Here is a 14,580-nt window from a genome sequence, read left to right on the forward strand (position 1 = left end):
GCGGCACTGAGTGCCATGTCTGTTCGAGGAAGCCTCGACGGCGCGTACGGCAAGATGACCGCGTGACCGATCGCGAACCGTTCCTGGACCGCCGGGACCGCCTGGATTCCCTGGACCCCGCCCTCGATCCCGCCGCCATGCGCAAGCAGTACCAGGCCGAGGGCCTCGCCGAGCAGGACCTCGCCACCCACCCCATGGACCAGTTCACCCGCTGGTTCGAGGACGCCGCCCGCGCGGCCCTGCACGGCACCGTCTACGAACCCAACGCGATGGTCGTCTCCACGGCGGACGCGGCGGGCCACCCCAGCTCACGCACGGTCCTGATGAAGCAGTACGACACCGACGGCTTCGTCTTCTACACCAACTACGACTCCCGCAAGGCCCGCGATCTCGCGGAGAACGCGCACGTTTCCCTGCTCTTCCCCTGGCACCCGCTCGCCCGCCAGGTCATCGTCACCGGCACCGCCCGGCGCACCGGCCGCGACGAGACCGCCGCCTACTTCCGCACCCGCCCGCACGGCTCCCAGCTGGGCGCCTGGGCCAGCGCGCAGTCCTCGGTGATCGCCTCGCGCGCCGAACTGGACACCGCCTACGCCGCGCTGGAGGCCCGCTATCCCGAGGACGAACAGGTCCCGGTCCCCCCGCACTGGGGCGGCTTCCGCGTCACCCCCGAGACGATCGAGTTCTGGCAGGGCCGCGCGAACCGCCTGCACGACCGCCTGCGGTACGTCGCCCAGCCGGACGGCAGGTGGCGGGTGGAGCGCCTGAGCCCCTGACCCCTGCCGGAAACGCAGACGACCCGCGGGCTGGGTTCCTCAAGGAGGAGCCGGCCGGACGTACCGGCAGCCCGCGGGTCGGGTGACTGCTTGGGATTGGCCGGCTGTGCGCTCGTATCGCGCACTGGTCCGGCACCGCACAGAGCGTGGTGACGGGCCGCTAGCCCGCAGCCACCTCACGCGTCCGGTATTCATACATTTGCCGAACCACCTCCCTTCTCGTGTGCTCCACACCTTAAGAAGTGACCGGCAGCCGCTCAACCCCTTTTTTCGCTACCGTCCCGAGCATGACAAACCTCCGCATCGTCCCCGTCGACGGCGACGACATGCTCGACCAGTGGCGGCACGTTCACAACGTGATCGTCCCGCCCGCCGCCATGTCCCTGGAGGACGCCCGGGAGCGCCAGGAGCGGTACCGGCTGCGGAACGCCTACCTCGGGGACGTGCTCGTCGGCTGCTCCACCGTGCGCCCGCCGGCCGGGGAGGACAGCGCGGCGACCGTCATCGCGCGCGTGCTGCCGGATTTCCGGGGGCGGGGATTCGGGACGGCCCTGTACGAGGACGGGCTCGCCCACGCGCGCGTGCTGGGGGCGAGCGTGATCGAGACCTGCGTGCTGGCGGCGAACGAGGACGGGCTGCGATTCGCCGCGCGGCGGGGATTTGCGGAGATCGATCGGTATGTGCTCGACGGGGAGCACGACGAGTGGGTGGATCTGCGGTGGAGCGGGGATTGATTCCCGGGAAGTTGCGGGAACAGGGTGTGGGCTGTGTCACGTTCCAGTTGAATGAAGGCCAGTGAGCGAACCGCGCGCCGTACCGGCGCCGACACAGCCTGCAGGGGGTCCAGGTGAGTGCTTCGCGGCGGAGTGGGACCACCGACGAACTGGGACCGGACGAGCCGGGCGAGCCCGGTGAGTCCGGGGGCTCCGATCTGCTCGCCGCGCTCCTCGACGGCATGGACGCGGCGCTGTGCGCCTTCGACGCCGACGGGGTCGTCACGCACTGGAACCGGGAGGCCGAGCGGATCCTCGGCTGGACGGCCGCCGAGGCCGTCGGACGGCACGGCTTCGCCGGCTGGGCGGTGCGCAGCGCCGACGCCGAGGAGGTCCAGTCCCGGCTGATGTCGGCCATGCACGCGCCGGGCCGGCAGGTGCACGAGTTCGCGCTGGTCACGAAGGACGGCGGCCGGGTGCTCGTGCGCACGCAGTCCGCCGCCGTACGCGGTCCCGACGGCAAGCCCGCCGGGCTGTACTGCGCGTTCAGCGAGGTGCACGCGCAGATCGATCTGGAGCGGTCGATCGCGCTGAGCGAGGCACTGTTCGAGGACGCGGCCTGGGGCGTCGTCCTCATCGACGCCGACCTGCGACCCGCCGTCGTCAACGCGCACGCGGCCCGCGCACTCGGCATCGGCCGTACATCGGCGCTCGGCAGACCCCTCGGCGAGCTGCTCGCGCAGGGCGTGGAGGAGCTGGAGGCCGCGCTCACGCACGTCCTGGCCGAGGGCGCGCCGCCCGCGCCCGCCGAGATGTGGGTGGCCCTGCGCACCCCCGAGGGCGAGAAGCGACGCTGCTGGCGCAGCGGCTTCGTACGGCTGGCCTCGCCGCTCGCGGAGGAACCGGTGCCGCTCGGCGTGGGCTGGCTGTTCCAGGACGTCACCGAGGCCAAGCAGGGCGAGCAGGAGGCGTCCCTGCTGCGCTTCCGCACGAACCAGCTGCACCGCGCGGCCCGCGCCGCCGCCGAGTGCGAGGACCCGGCCGAGGCGGCCACCGTCCACCTGGACTTCGCGCTCGCCGGCTTCGCCGACCATGCCCTGCTCGACCGCGTGGCCGCGCCACCGCGCGCGGGCGGGCACGAGAACGGGCGCGAGAACGGACGCGAGAACGGGACGGGAAGCACCGTACGGCTGGTACGGATCGCCGCGACGCCCGCCGGGACGCCGGGGCCGAGCCTGCTCACCGGCGCGGCCGGGCTGCCCGTGTGCTACGCGGCCGGTCACCCGGCGGTGCAGTGCGTGGAGCGCGCCGGCAGTGTCCGCGCGGACGCCGGCTCGGTCCCGGCGGAGCTGGCCCGGCAGTGGGCGCTGGCCCGGCAGTGGCCCGACGACGCGGTCCACGCCCTGTGCGCGGTACTGCGCAGCCGGGGCCGGACACTCGGCGTGGTGACCTTCCTGCGCGGCCCCGCCCGTACCCGCTTCGAACGGTCCGACACGGCCTACGCCGAGGACGTGGCGGCGCGCATAGCGGCAGCGCTGGACCTGGCGGAGGAGGCTCGCGGCGCATAGCGGGCTGAGCCCTGCGGGGGCTCAGTGCCGGTAGAAGATCCGCTCGCCGTACTCCCGCATCACCCGGCTGTTCCACTCGTGGCCGCCGTCGACGTTGCCGGAGCGCAGGAGTGGGGGCTCGATGCCGCGTTCGGCCAGGGTGGCGGCGGTGGTCGCCATCACGGCCTGCATGAGGGCGGTGGTGACCACGGTGGAGGCGGGGGCGAAGGGGGCCGGGATGGTGTCGAGGGTGAGTTCCGCGTCGCCGACGGCGATCTTCGAGTCGAGGACGATGTCGCAGTGGTCCTTCAGGAAGGTGCCCGAGGAGTGCCGGGACCGGGTCTCCGAGGCGTACGCGACCGACGTCACGCCGATGACCCGCACGCCCAGGGCGCGGGCACCCTGGGCCATCTCGACGGGCAGGGCGTTGCGGCCGGACAGGGAGATGATCACCAGGGCGTCGCCGGCGCGGACCGGGGAGGCGCCGAGGACGGCGCTCGCGAGGCCGTCGACGCGTTCGAGGGCGGAGCCGAGCGTCGCCGGGGTGACGTCGACGCCGACGACACCCGGCACGGCGAGCAGGTTCATCAGGGCGAGCCCACCCGCGCGGTAGACGACGTCCTGCGCGGCCAGCGAGGAGTGTCCGGCGCCGAAGGCGAACAGGCGGCCGCCGGCCGCGACGGTGTCGGCGAGCAGGGTGCCGGCCGCCCGGATCGACTCGGCCTCCTCCTCGCGGACCCGCCGCAGCAGGTTGATGGCGGCGTCGAAGAACAGGTCGGCAGGCGTGCCGTCGCTCATGCGGTGCCCCTTCGCAGCGTCTGTGTCGCGGATCACCGTGCGGTCTGGACCAGTGCGGTGTCAATACGGCCGAGGGGGGCGCCCCGGAGAGGGTTCGGTGCCCACGTTTTCCCGGCGCCCCCCGCTTGTCAGTGGGATCCGGCAGAATTGGTGGCAGGGCCAGCGCACGCGCCGGACTTACGGCAGAGGTATCCGGCAGAGGTAATCGAGGGGCACGTATGTCCGGACTGATCGACACCACGGAGATGTATCTCCGCACCATCCTCGAACTCGAAGAGGAAGGCGTCGTGCCCATGCGAGCCCGCATCGCGGAGCGGCTCGACCAGAGCGGGCCGACGGTGAGCCAGACGGTGGCGCGCATGGAGCGCGACGGCCTGGTCTCCGTGGCCAGCGACCGCCACCTGGAGCTGACGGACGAGGGCAGAAGGCTCGCCACGCGCGTGATGCGCAAGCACCGCCTGGCCGAGTGCCTCCTCGTCGACGTGATCGGCCTGGAGTGGGAGCAGGTGCACGCGGAGGCCTGCCGCTGGGAGCACGTGATGAGCGAGGCCGTGGAGCGCCGCGTGCTGGAGCTGCTGCGGCACCCCACCGAGTCGCCGTACGGCAATCCGATCCCGGGCCTGGAGGAGCTCGGTGAGAAGGACGGCGCCATCCCGTTCCTGGACGAGGGCATGGTCTCGCTGGCCGACCTCGACCCGGGCGCGGACGGCAAGACGGTCGTCGTCCGCCGGATCGGCGAGCCGATCCAGACCGACGCCCAGCTGATGTACACGCTGCGGCGCGCGGGCGTGCAGCCCGGCTCCGTGGTGAGCGTGACCGAGTCGGCCGGCGGTGTGCTGGTCGGCAGCGGTGGCGAGGCGGCCGAGCTGGAGGCGGACATCGCCTCCCACGTGTTCGTCGCCAAGCGCTGAACGGCGAGGGCCCCGGCGCCTTACGACGCCGGGGCCTGTCCTCCCCTGTGCTGACCCGGAGCCCCGAGCTCCCAGGGTCATCCCCCTCGGACCGTTTTTCCCCGAGCGGTCCGCCTCCCGCCTGAAAGATCCCCTGGGTGACAGCGATCATTCCTGGACGGGTGTCACTCGAATGAGGGGTGTTGTCCGCAGAGACGGATTTTTCGAATGGATATTCGATAATCTGCGGCGGCAGAGCAAGTACCACCACGAGCACGACCACGAGCACGACAGCGACAGCAGCGAGTACGAGCGAGTACGGCAGTACACCGGTACGAGGCAGGCGGAGCTGGGGGGTGCCAGGCCCATGGCGCGGCGTATGGACGTGACGGGAGCGGGTGGCGTGCGCCTGGCCGCCTGGGAGTTCGCCGACCCGCCCAAGGCGGACCCGGACCCGGCGGACGACCGGGCGGAGGCGGAGCCCCGCGCTCCGGGCGTGCTGTTACTTCACGGGCTGATGGGCCGCGCCTCGCACTGGGCGCCGACCGCCCGCTGGCTCGCCGCCCGGTATCGCGCCGTCGCGCTCGACCAGCGCGGGCACGGCCAGAGCGGCAAGTCCGCGCAGGCCGCCTTCACCCGCGAGGCGTACGTCGAGGACGCCGAGGCTGCCCTCGAACAGCTCGGCCTCGCCCCCGCCGTCCTCATCGGCCACGCCATGGGCGCGCTGACCGCCTGGCAGCTCGCCGCCAAGCGCCCCGACCTGGTGCGGGGCCTGATCATCTGCGACATGCGGGCCTCCGCGCTCGGCGCGGCCTCGCAGCGCGAGTGGGCCGACTGGTTCCACTCCTGGCCCGTCCCCTTCGCGACCCTCGCCGACGTCCGCAAGTGGTTCGGCGAGGACGACCCCTGGGCGGAGCGCCCGAACCCCGCCCGCGGCGCCTTCTACGCCGAGGTCATGCACGAGTCCGCCGACGGCTGGCGCCCCGTCTTCGAGCCCGAGCAGATGCTGAGCTCCCGCGAGACCTGGGTGTACGACGCGCACTGGGAGGAACTGGCCCAGGTGCGGTGCCCCACGCTGGTCGTACGGGGCCTGGACGGCGAACTGGGCCGGGCGGAGGCGCAGGAGATGGTGCGGGTGCTGCCGCGGGGGGAGTATGCGGAGGTGGCGGACGCGGGGCACCTCGCCCACTATGACCGGCCGGTGGCTTGGCGGGCGGCCGTCTCGCCGTTTCTCGACAGCTTGCTCGGGGAATGAGCGGCTGCTCGTCTGCCGGGTGCTTCGTCGTTGCCGGGTGCGGGTGAATGGTGGTTGCTCGCGCCCACGCGGTGGCTCCGCCACGTGGGCGCGACAAGCCACGAACGACCCGCACCCGCCGACGAAACCGCACCAGGCAGACGAACGGCGAACCCGCTATCGATCCCGGCCGCACGCATACGCCAACGGCGAGATCAGCTCCTCCGCATCCGGCAGCCACCGATTCGCGGGCGTGGGCCGGCAGGCCCACTGCACGGCGCCACGGGATCCGAACCGAGTCGGCGGAGCGGCGACGTACGCACCCTCGCCCAGCGCGACCAGGTCCAGTGACGACAGCGTCCAGCCCAGCTTCCGTACCAGCTCGGGCACCTTCACCGACGCCCCCGGCAGCACGAAGAAGTGCATACGGCGGTCGGGAGCCAGCGTCACCGGCCCCAGCGTCAGCTCCATCCGCTGCATCCGGGCCAGCGCCAGGAACCCCGCGGTCTCCGGGACGGACAGCGCGTCGAAGGTCCGCCCCGTCGGCAGCAGGATCGACGCGGTCGGCTGCTTCTGCCACATCCGGCGCGCGACGGTCGCACTGCCGGTCGCCTGGGTCGCCCAGTCGGGGCGCGCGGGGTGCGCACCCGGCGCAGAGCAGGAGGCGTCGCCGCACGAGCAGCGCTGCATCCCGTCGACGGCTTCCAGCCACGTCCCCGGGAACACGTCCCAGTGCCGCTCCTCGGCGTACCGTACGGCGGTCTCCAGCAGCGATTCCCCGCGCTGCTGCGGAATCTGACCGGCAATCTGACTGTTCTCGGCGCCCGCGATCGTCTCTTCCACGCCCCTCTCAACTCCCGCACTCACCTGGAGTTACGGCCGTAGCGCGCGCGGGGGTGGAGCATCGATTCCGCAGCCGGGGCGCATGGGTGCACGTCCGGGGGCGCGTGGGAGGAAGCAGGGTGTGAGGTGGGTAGCCAGGAAGGGGGCTGGCATCCGCCGTTACCCCGGCAAACCGCACATGTCGCGCATTGACGGTATGTCAGCTGGGCAGTGATCTTCCCGAGCGGAACATCTCACTCCAGGGGATCGCAACCAGGGGATCGCACCACAGGGGGTAATACATGGCCGCAAGGCCTCTCGTGGCGAGGCAGCCGAACGAACGGCTGCAGGCTCTCATTCAGGAAGCGGGGTGCTCGAACGCCGGGCTGGCCCGGCGGGTCAACATGTGCGGCGCCGAACACGGCCTCGACCTGCGCTACGACAAGACGTCCGTGGCCCGCTGGCTGCGCGGCCAGCAGCCGCGGGGCCGGGCCCCGGCCATCATCGCGGAGGCGCTCGGGCGCAAGCTCGGCCGTACGGTCACGATCGACGAGATCGGCATGGCCAACGGCAAGAACCTCGCCTCGGGAGTCGGTCTCCAGTTCTCGCCGACGGTACTGGGGGCCATCGAGCAGGTCTGCGAGCTGTGGCGCAGCGACGTGGGGCGCCGGGACTTCCTGTCCGGCTCCTCCGTCGCCGCCTCCGCCCTCGTCGAGCCCAGCCGCGACTGGCTGATCTCGGCCCCCGACGCCCAGGTGGCCCGGCAGGCGGGCCCGCGCGTGGGCCAGGCCGACGTGGCGGCCGTACGGTCCATGACGCAGGCGCTGACCGACCTGGACCACCAGTACGGCAGCGGGCATGTCCGCCCGGTCGTCGTGCACTACCTCAACAGCGTCGTCTCCGGGCTGCTCGCGGGCTCGTACCGGGAGTCGGTCGGGCGTGAACTGTTCGCCGCCGTCGCCCGGTTGACGGAGCTGGCGGGCTACATGGCCGTCGACACCGGCCAACCGGGCCTGGCCCAGCGGTACTACATCCAGTCGCTGCGGCTCGCCCAGGCCGCCGGGGACCGCGGTTACGGCGGCTATGTGCTGGCCGCGTCCATGAGCCACCTCGCCGCACAGCTCGGAAACCCGCGCGAGATCTCCCAGTTGGCGCGGGCGGCGCAGGAAGGGGCGCGCGGGCATGTGACCCCGCGCGTGGAGGCGATGTTCCACGCGGCCGAGGCGCGCGGGCACGCCCTGCTCGGTGACGTACGCGCCGCACAGGCGGCCACCGGGCGGGCGGTCACGGCGATGGAGCAGGCGGACGACGCCGCCGGGGACGACCCGGTGTGGATCGCGCACTTCGACGAGGCCTATCTGGCCGACGAGTTGGCGCACTGCCACCGTGACCTGGGACAGCCCGAGCAGGCGGCCCGGTACGCCGAGCAGTCGCTGGCCGGGCATCCGGAGTCCCGGGCCCGCAGGCGCGCCATCGGCTATGTGCTGCTCGCCACCGCCCAGGTGCAGCAGCGTGAGATCGAACAGGCCTGCACCTCGGGTCTGAGGGCGGTGGAACTGCTGGAGACGCTCCGCTCCAACCGGGGCGCCGAGTATCTGGAGGATCTCCAGCAGCGGCTGGAACCTTTCCGGGAGGAGGCGGTGGTACGGGAGTTCGGGGCACGCCTCGACCTCCAGCAGGCCGCGTGAACACCGGCCCCGCGGCGCACCTCGCGCACCGCGGGGCGGTTTGTTATCACCGTCACAGGGGACGAGATCGGGCCATGAGCTGCATAGCACCCGGCTCGGGGGACCCGGTAGCGTGAGCCGACGATTCACAAGGTCCCCCATAAGTAGGAGTCCCGGTGACGCAGAGTGGACAACGCGAGGAGCCCTCGGCGCAGCCCGCGCGTGAAGGCATCGTGCTGCCCTCCGACGGAGGCGAGCCCGTGCTGCCGGGCATGACCAGCGCGCCCGCTCCCGCAGCCCCGGCCGGCGGGCAGGCCTGGGGCGGCTCCTGGGGGCCCGAGCGGCAGCCGTCCCAGCCGGGCCAGGGCTGGCCCCCGGCACCGGCCCAGCAGTGGGACGCCCCGGCCGGGCAGCCGCCCGCGGTGAACCCCGGCCCGCTGCCCCCGGAGGGCGCCCCGGCCCCGTCGTACGGCGGCCACCCGCCCGCCTACGCCCCCGGCGGCCAGACCCCGGGCTACGGCACCGACGGCCACGGCGGGGCGTACGGCGCACCCGAGCCGTACCAGCAGCAGTCGCAGCAGCCCCACCAGCCGCAGCAGCAGCCCCACCAACCGCAGCCGCAGTTCCCGCAGGCTTCCGCGCCCGCCGCCGCGCCGCATGCGCACCCCGGCGCGCTGCCCCCGGCGGCCGACGGCGCGACCCAGTACCTCCCGCCGGTCCCGGCCGCCCCCGCGCCCGCCGACGAAGGCGCGACCCAGTACCTGCCGCCGGTCCCGGCCGGGCCGGCCGAGGCCGCGACGCAGTACATCGCGCCGGTGGCGCCCGCCGCGCTGCCGGCCGAGTCGGGCGGCGAGGAGACCCGCTACCTGGGCATCACACCCCAGCAGCCGGCCCCCGCGGCCGCACCGGTGACGTCGGACTCCGAGGCCACCCAGTACATACCGCCGTACACCGCCCAGGCGCAGGGTGGGGACCGGCAGCCGCCGGCCGAGTTCGACAACCTCTTCCGCAGCGGCCCGGCGGGCGGCGACGGCCCGGCCGGGTCCACCCAGCAGCTGCCGCGCGTCCAGCAGCCGGAGGCCTACCCCGGCCCGGCGCAGCCGTACGGCCAGGCGCAGGCGTATGCCCCGGCGCAGCAGGCGTACGGCGCGCAGCAGCCGGCGTACGACCCGGCGCACGACGACGACCGGCCCCGGCGGCGCTCGAAGGTGCCGCTGATCGCGGGCATCGGCATCGGCATCGTCGTCATCGGCGTGGGCGCCGGCGCGCTCCTCAGCGACGGCGGGAGCAAGACCGACAACAGCAAGACGGTCGCCGCCGCCTCCCCGGCCGCGACCCAGGGCTCCTCCGGGGCCGCCGACCCCGCCCGGCAGCAGGCGGTCGAGCTGGACAAGCTGCTCGCCGACAGCGGCAACAGCCGCGCCTCGGCGATCAAGGCGGTGGCCGACATCAAGAGCTGCGACAACCTCGACGGTGCCGCCACCGACCTGCGCGACGCGGCCACACAGCGCAATGATCTCGTCACCCGGCTCGGCAAGCTGTCCGTCGACAAGCTGCCGGACAACGGCGCGCTCACCGACTCCCTGACCAAGGCCTGGCAGGCCTCCGCCGCGGCCGACAACCACTACGCGGCCTGGGCCGACCAGGTCAAGGGTGGCGGCAAGGGCTGTCACAAGGGCCATGCCCGCGTCACCGGACAGGCTGCGGCCGGCGACCGAGCGAGTGGTACCGCCAGCGCGCAGAAGGCGAAGGCGGCCGGGCTGTGGAACGCGATCGCGCAGAAGTACGGCCTGACCCAGCGCCAGTCCACCCAGCTGTGATCTGACCGCCGCCGGCGCCCACCGGGGTGCCGGCGGCGTCACCCCGGGGCCGGCACGGCACGGACGCTGTCACGGCACGGGCGCTGTCACGGCACGGGCGCCGTCACGGCACGGACGCCGTCACTGCACGTCGGCGTTCTCCAGGGTCTGCGTCATGTCGGCGGTCCCGTTCGTGCCGCCGATGCCCTTGCGGGCCGCGACCAGCTGGCCGTTCTGCACGACCTGGAGGGTGACGCTCGCGTTGACCAGGCGCGGGAAGCCGACGGAGGCGAGCTTGCCCTCGTAGGGCCAGCTCAGGGGAGGGGTGAGGCCGCCGGTGGAGACGTGCAGGCCGCCGCTGAGGGTGCGGCGCACGGAGTCGGCGGTCACGTCGCCCGAGCCGATCTTCTCCAGCACGGCCTTCAGCACGGTGTAGGCGATCCAGGTGGTCTGTACCCCGGCGTCCGCGGGGTCGATGCGGTTGTCGCCGAAGGCCTCCTCGTTGATGACCTTCTTCATCTGGTCCCAGCGCGCGTCGCTCGCCGGCGGGTACCAGCCGGTGATGTACGACCCCTCGTACGGGCTGGACGCCCCGCCCGTGGCGTTGATCACGGTCTGGTCGACGTTGCCGAGGACGGTTCCCAGCCGCACCTCCGGGTACTGCTCGCGGGCCCTGCGGAAGGAGTCCATGAAGGTGTCCGTGAGGTCCCCGAGCGCGGGCACCACGCAGCCCTTGCGGGCGTTGTTCCTGGTCGCGTCGCGCAGGGCCTGGCCGGACTGGGAGCTGTACTCGGTGGCGGTGTCGGGGGCCAGCACGTCGTCCGCGTTCGCGTGCCCGCCCGCCTTCAGGCCGGAGTTCAGCAGCGGGGGCAGTTGGTCGCCGGTGATGTTGTCGGGGCGGACGAGGGAGACGTTTCCGCAGGTGGCGGCAAGGGCCTTGCCGAGGCCGGCGAGGAGGGCGGGCTGGCCGCCGTTGACCGGGTACGACATCTGGCCGGTGAACTCGCCGCTGGTGACGCCGTAGCCGCCTATGTAGGGGATGCCGGCGCCCTCCAGCGGGGAGAGGTAGGAGTCGCTGAACTGGCTGTAGGAGCCGACCACCGCGACGACGTTCTCGTCGGCGGCCTGGCGGGCGCACTGGGCGGCGGCCACGCTGTCGTTGTGGTCGTTGCAGGTCAGGATCTCCAGCTTGCGGCCGTTGATCCCGCCGTGGTCGTTGATCCACTTGCCGTAGGCGCGGGCCATCGCGGGCATGCCGGGCTTGTTGGTGGCGCTCGTGTTCTCCGGCGCCCAGGTCATGACCTTGATCGGGTCATCCCCGGAGCCCCCCGTGGTACCGGGGATGACCCCGCATCCGGCGGTGAGCGACGCACAGAGAGCCACAGCGCCCAGAGACAGGGCACCGGCTCTGACGGGCCGGGAGAATGGGCGGGGGAAGGTGCTGCGCGTACGTCGCCTGCCGGTCATGTGCGCCCACGATTCCCTCACACCGCTAACCCAGGAGTGACCCTCGGTCAATGAAAGGTGACGCGGAGGTGAATTACAGGGGCCGGTGAGGTCCGTGTGGTGAGGAACGTACGATCGATGACCGTGCAAGGTTCGGAGAACTCTTCCCGTCGCGGCCGTCGCTCCTCCACCATGGGCGGCATGCCTCTAAGCGACATGCCGTGGTGGCGCTGGCGCAGCAATGTGCGCTCGGCGCTGCACATGCTCTCCGACCCGGTGTTCCAGCGGGACGTCTGGCTGGCCGGCGTGGACGGGTACGGTGACGTCACCGACGCCGTGTACCGGCTGGTGGAGGACACCTGGCTGGACAACTGGTCCGCCGAGAAGTACGTCGGCACGATCTTCCGGGACTCGCAGGAGGCGGCGCTCGTCGACACCGCCGTGCTGCGGGTGCTGCGGATCATGCACCAGGTCGGCCCGGACGCGCCGGTCGCCGCGTACCTCGACCATCAGGGCTGGCCGGAGGCGGTGCGGGCGGCGCGGGACGCGCACGTGCGGATGTCGGTGAGCGACGGGGAGGACCCGGAGACGCCGCCGAAGACGCTGGAAGTGCTGCGGATCATGACGAGGACCGCTTAGCGGGACGCGTGACGCGGCAGGACCCGTGACGGGGCAGGATCCGTGACGCAGCAGGATCCGTGACGGGGTAGGACCCATGAGGCGTGTCCCGTCCTGCGGGACGACCATCCACGGCGGGGCGGCCGTATGGGAACCTGTAGTGCATGAATGAGCAGTCCGCGCCCGCCGCAGCACCGGCAGCCCAGTACGTCCTCACCCTCTCCTGCCCGGACAAGCAGGGCATCGTGCACGCCGTGTCCAGCTACCTCTTCATGACCGGCTGCAACATCGAGGACAGCCAGCAGTTCGGCGACCACGACACCGGTCTGTTCTTCATGCGCGTCCACTTCTCGGCCGAGGAGCCGGTGACGGTGGAGAAGCTGCGGGCGAGCTTCGCGGCGATCGGCGACTCCTTCCACATGGACTGGCAGATCAACCGGGCCGACGCGAAGATGCGCATCCTGCTCATGGTCAGCAAGTTCGGGCACTGCCTGAACGACCTGCTGTTCCGGGCCCGGATCGGCGCGCTGCCCGTGGAGATCGTGGGCGTGGTGTCCAATCACACGGACTTCCAGGAACTGGTGGGTTCGTACAACATCCCCTTCCACCACATCCCCGTGACGAAGGACTCGAAGGCGGAGGCCGAGAGCCGGCTGCTGGAGATCGTCCGCGAGGAGAACGTCGAACTGGTCGTCCTCGCCCGCTACATGCAGGTCATCTCGGACGACCTGTGCAAGCAGCTCAGCGGCCGGATCATCAACATCCACCACTCCTTCCTGCCGAGCTTCAAGGGCGCCAAGCCGTACCACCAGGCGCACGCGCGCGGCGTGAAGCTGATCGGCGCCACGGCGCACTACGTCACCGCCGACCTCGACGAGGGCCCGATCATCGAGCAGGAGGTCGAGCGGGTGGCCCACGATGTGACCCCCGACCAGCTGGTGGCCATCGGGCGCGATGTGGAGTGCCAGGCGCTGGCGCGGGCCGTGAAGTGGCACGCCGAGCGGCGGATTCTGCTCAACGGGCGGCGGACGGTCGTTTTCGGCTGAGAGCTCGGGGCGGTCGCCGGGTGCTCGTCGGGCGCTCGTCGGGCGGTCACTCGGAGATCGTGAAGTACTCCGCGAACGCGGGGACGATCTCCGCCTCGCCGATCACACCGTCGCCGTCCGCGTCGAGGGCGGCGGCGGTCGACGCGGCCAGGGCGTCCGGTACGTGAAGGACCCGCAGGACGCGCGCGGTGTCGGCGACGCTGATCCGGCCGTCGGCGTCCGTGTCCGCCACGGCCAGCGCCGCGTGCAGGAACGGGCGGGCGATCTCGGCGAAGCGGGCGGGGTTGTCGCGCAGGCGCTTGACCGCGCCGGTGACGAACTCCTCGCGGGTGATGCGCTGGTCCCCGTCACGGTCCGCGATGCCGGCCATGCCCTGCCAGAACGCCTCCGCTCCGGCGTACAGCGCCTGGCCCTTGTCCGAGCGGGCGGGCACGGTGAACTCGGCGAGGAGCGCCTTGGCGGCCGTACTGAAGTCCTCGCGGTCGATCCAGCCGTTGCCGTCCTGGTCGAAGCCGGCGAACCGGGCGGCGATCCTGCGCTCGTACTCGGTGCTGACCATGTCTGTTCGGGCCGCCTTACCTGTGCGTGGGTCGATCTCGCACGGAGCGTACGACGCGGGTGGCCGCGAGGTGGCGGAAAACAGGCGGTTGTGCCAAGACCGGGGGAATCCTGGGACAGACGTGTGGACTTGTCGCGAAGATCGCGGAACGGCGAGTCGGTGAACGACGGGTCGGCGGAACGACGGGTCGGTGGAACGGCGGGTTTCAGGCGGACAGGGGGTCCGCCTCGTCGGACATGGCGGCGTCGAGGTCGGGGCGGACGTCGAACAGGCGGCGGACGCCGAGCGCGCCGAGGACCCGGTTGACGTGCGAGCCGTCGACAACGCCTCCTTCCGGCAGGATCAGCCGGAGCCGGCCCTGGCAGGAGCGGAGCAGCCGACGGGCGGCGATGAGGACGCCGACCCCGCTGGAGTCGCAGAAGAACACCTCGGAGAGGTCCACGACGAGGCTGTGGTGCCCCTCGGCGACGACGTCGTGCACCCGCTGGCGCAGCACCGGCGAGGTCATCAGGTCCAGTTCCCCGGAGACGCGCAGGACAGCCCACTCGCCCCGTTCGACGCCGGTCACGTTGAATGCCACGGCTATGCCCCTCCGCTCGCCGGAACTCTCGAACTCTCGGAATCGCGGGAACCGCCTGGAAACGGAAGCGATTCCTTCGCTTGCT

14 protein-coding genes are annotated in these 14,580 nt (G+C 72.1%); 9 read left to right on the forward strand and 5 right to left on the reverse strand.

The window, feature by feature from the left end; genetic code table 11:
* Nucleotides 1-62 precede the first annotated feature (62 nt).
* The 3 genes from pdxH (at nt 63) to O1G22_RS23535 (ending at nt 3,057) form a co-directional block, all read left to right on the forward strand.
* On the forward strand, nt 63-776 hold the full coding sequence (pdxH, locus tag O1G22_RS23525) for a pyridoxamine 5'-phosphate oxidase (RefSeq protein ID WP_428986392.1): 714 nt from the start codon (nt 63-65) through the stop codon (nt 774-776).
* Nucleotides 777-1,063: 287 nt separating this feature from the next.
* Nucleotides 1,064-1,510: a GNAT family N-acetyltransferase gene (locus O1G22_RS23530; RefSeq protein WP_270083124.1), complete on the forward strand. Its 447-nt coding sequence runs from the start codon at nt 1,064-1,066 to the stop codon at nt 1,508-1,510.
* A gap of 113 nt (nt 1,511-1,623) precedes the next feature.
* Entirely contained in the window at nt 1,624-3,057 is a 1,434-nt protein-coding gene (locus O1G22_RS23535; protein ID WP_270083125.1) for a PAS domain-containing protein, read from the forward strand.
* A 21-nt stretch (nt 3,058-3,078) separates the two neighbouring features.
* Here O1G22_RS23535 and O1G22_RS23540 read toward each other — a convergent pair whose 3' ends face one another.
* The gene (locus O1G22_RS23540) at nt 3,079-3,834 is read right to left on the reverse strand and encodes an SIS domain-containing protein (protein WP_270083126.1); all 756 of its coding nucleotides are present in this window, start codon (nt 3,832-3,834) and stop codon (nt 3,079-3,081) included.
* A 218-nt stretch (nt 3,835-4,052) separates the two neighbouring features.
* Between O1G22_RS23540 and O1G22_RS23545 the strand changes: the two genes are divergently transcribed.
* Both O1G22_RS23545 and O1G22_RS23550 read left to right on the forward strand, forming a co-directional pair.
* Complete coding sequence (locus O1G22_RS23545; RefSeq protein WP_225097895.1) at nt 4,053-4,745, forward strand: iron-dependent transcriptional repressor DtxR; 693 nt, start codon at nt 4,053-4,055, stop codon at nt 4,743-4,745.
* Between the two features lie 346 nt (nt 4,746-5,091).
* A complete protein-coding gene (locus tag O1G22_RS23550; protein WP_270086510.1) occupies nt 5,092-5,979 on the forward strand; it encodes an alpha/beta fold hydrolase in 888 nt (295 codons plus the stop codon).
* Between the two features lie 156 nt (nt 5,980-6,135).
* Here the strand turns inward: O1G22_RS23550 and O1G22_RS23555 are convergent, their stop codons facing one another.
* Nucleotides 6,136-6,801, reverse strand: coding sequence for a bifunctional DNA primase/polymerase (locus tag O1G22_RS23555; protein WP_270083127.1), 666 nt, complete (start codon nt 6,799-6,801; stop codon nt 6,136-6,138).
* Between the two features lie 281 nt (nt 6,802-7,082).
* Here O1G22_RS23555 and O1G22_RS23560 point away from each other — a divergent pair, with 281 nt between their 5' ends.
* Nucleotides 7,083-8,468 (forward strand): NsdA family TPR-like regulatory protein, encoded by a 1,386-nt coding sequence (locus O1G22_RS23560; protein WP_270083128.1) that lies wholly within the window; start codon nt 7,083-7,085, stop codon nt 8,466-8,468.
* A gap of 155 nt (nt 8,469-8,623) precedes the next feature.
* Complete coding sequence (locus tag O1G22_RS23565) at nt 8,624-10,267, forward strand: hypothetical protein (RefSeq protein ID WP_270083129.1); 1,644 nt, start codon at nt 8,624-8,626, stop codon at nt 10,265-10,267.
* Nucleotides 10,268-10,387: 120 nt separating this feature from the next.
* On the opposite strand, the gene O1G22_RS23570 is transcribed toward O1G22_RS23565, so the two are convergent.
* The gene (locus tag O1G22_RS23570) at nt 10,388-11,713 is read right to left on the reverse strand and encodes an ABC transporter substrate-binding protein (protein ID WP_270083130.1); all 1,326 of its coding nucleotides are present in this window, start codon (nt 11,711-11,713) and stop codon (nt 10,388-10,390) included.
* Nucleotides 11,714-11,830: 117 nt separating this feature from the next.
* Here O1G22_RS23570 and O1G22_RS23575 point away from each other — a divergent pair, with 117 nt between their 5' ends.
* Nucleotides 11,831-12,331 (forward strand): SCO4402 family protein, encoded by a 501-nt coding sequence (locus O1G22_RS23575; protein WP_225097889.1) that lies wholly within the window; start codon nt 11,831-11,833, stop codon nt 12,329-12,331.
* Nucleotides 12,332-12,474: 143 nt separating this feature from the next.
* Nucleotides 12,475-13,356: a formyltetrahydrofolate deformylase gene (purU, locus tag O1G22_RS23580; protein WP_225097888.1), complete on the forward strand. Its 882-nt coding sequence runs from the start codon at nt 12,475-12,477 to the stop codon at nt 13,354-13,356.
* A gap of 46 nt (nt 13,357-13,402) precedes the next feature.
* On the opposite strand, the gene O1G22_RS23585 is transcribed toward purU, so the two are convergent.
* Together O1G22_RS23585 and O1G22_RS23590 are read right to left on the reverse strand one after the other, a co-directional pair.
* Nucleotides 13,403-13,915: an EF-hand domain-containing protein gene (locus O1G22_RS23585; RefSeq protein ID WP_270083131.1), complete on the reverse strand. Its 513-nt coding sequence runs from the start codon at nt 13,913-13,915 to the stop codon at nt 13,403-13,405.
* A gap of 205 nt (nt 13,916-14,120) precedes the next feature.
* Complete coding sequence (locus O1G22_RS23590) at nt 14,121-14,501, reverse strand: STAS domain-containing protein (RefSeq protein ID WP_270086511.1); 381 nt, start codon at nt 14,499-14,501, stop codon at nt 14,121-14,123.
* Nucleotides 14,502-14,580: the final 79 nt, after the last annotated feature.

The sequence above is a fragment of the Streptomyces camelliae genome, assembly GCF_027625935.1.
Classification (GTDB): Bacteria; Actinomycetota; Actinomycetes; order Streptomycetales; family Streptomycetaceae; genus Streptomyces; species Streptomyces camelliae.

Coding starts and splice junctions, on each gene's coding strand:
- O1G22_RS23530 (WP_270083124.1), top strand. CDS start 1,064: ATGACAAACCTCCGCATCGTCCCCGTCGACGGCGACGACATGCTCGAC.
- O1G22_RS23540 (WP_270083126.1), bottom strand. CDS start 3,834: ATGAGCGACGGCACGCCTGCCGACCTGTTCTTCGACGCCGCCATCAAC.
- O1G22_RS23550 (WP_270086510.1), top strand. CDS start 5,092: ATGGCGCGGCGTATGGACGTGACGGGAGCGGGTGGCGTGCGCCTGGCC.
- O1G22_RS23570 (WP_270083130.1), bottom strand. CDS start 11,713: ATGACCGGCAGGCGACGTACGCGCAGCACCTTCCCCCGCCCATTCTCC.
- purU (WP_225097888.1), top strand. CDS start 12,475: ATGAATGAGCAGTCCGCGCCCGCCGCAGCACCGGCAGCCCAGTACGTC.
- O1G22_RS23560 (WP_270083128.1), top strand. CDS start 7,083: ATGGCCGCAAGGCCTCTCGTGGCGAGGCAGCCGAACGAACGGCTGCAG.
- O1G22_RS23575 (WP_225097889.1), top strand. CDS start 11,831: ATGACCGTGCAAGGTTCGGAGAACTCTTCCCGTCGCGGCCGTCGCTCC.
- O1G22_RS23545 (WP_225097895.1), top strand. CDS start 4,053: ATGTCCGGACTGATCGACACCACGGAGATGTATCTCCGCACCATCCTC.
- O1G22_RS23585 (WP_270083131.1), bottom strand. CDS start 13,915: ATGGTCAGCACCGAGTACGAGCGCAGGATCGCCGCCCGGTTCGCCGGC.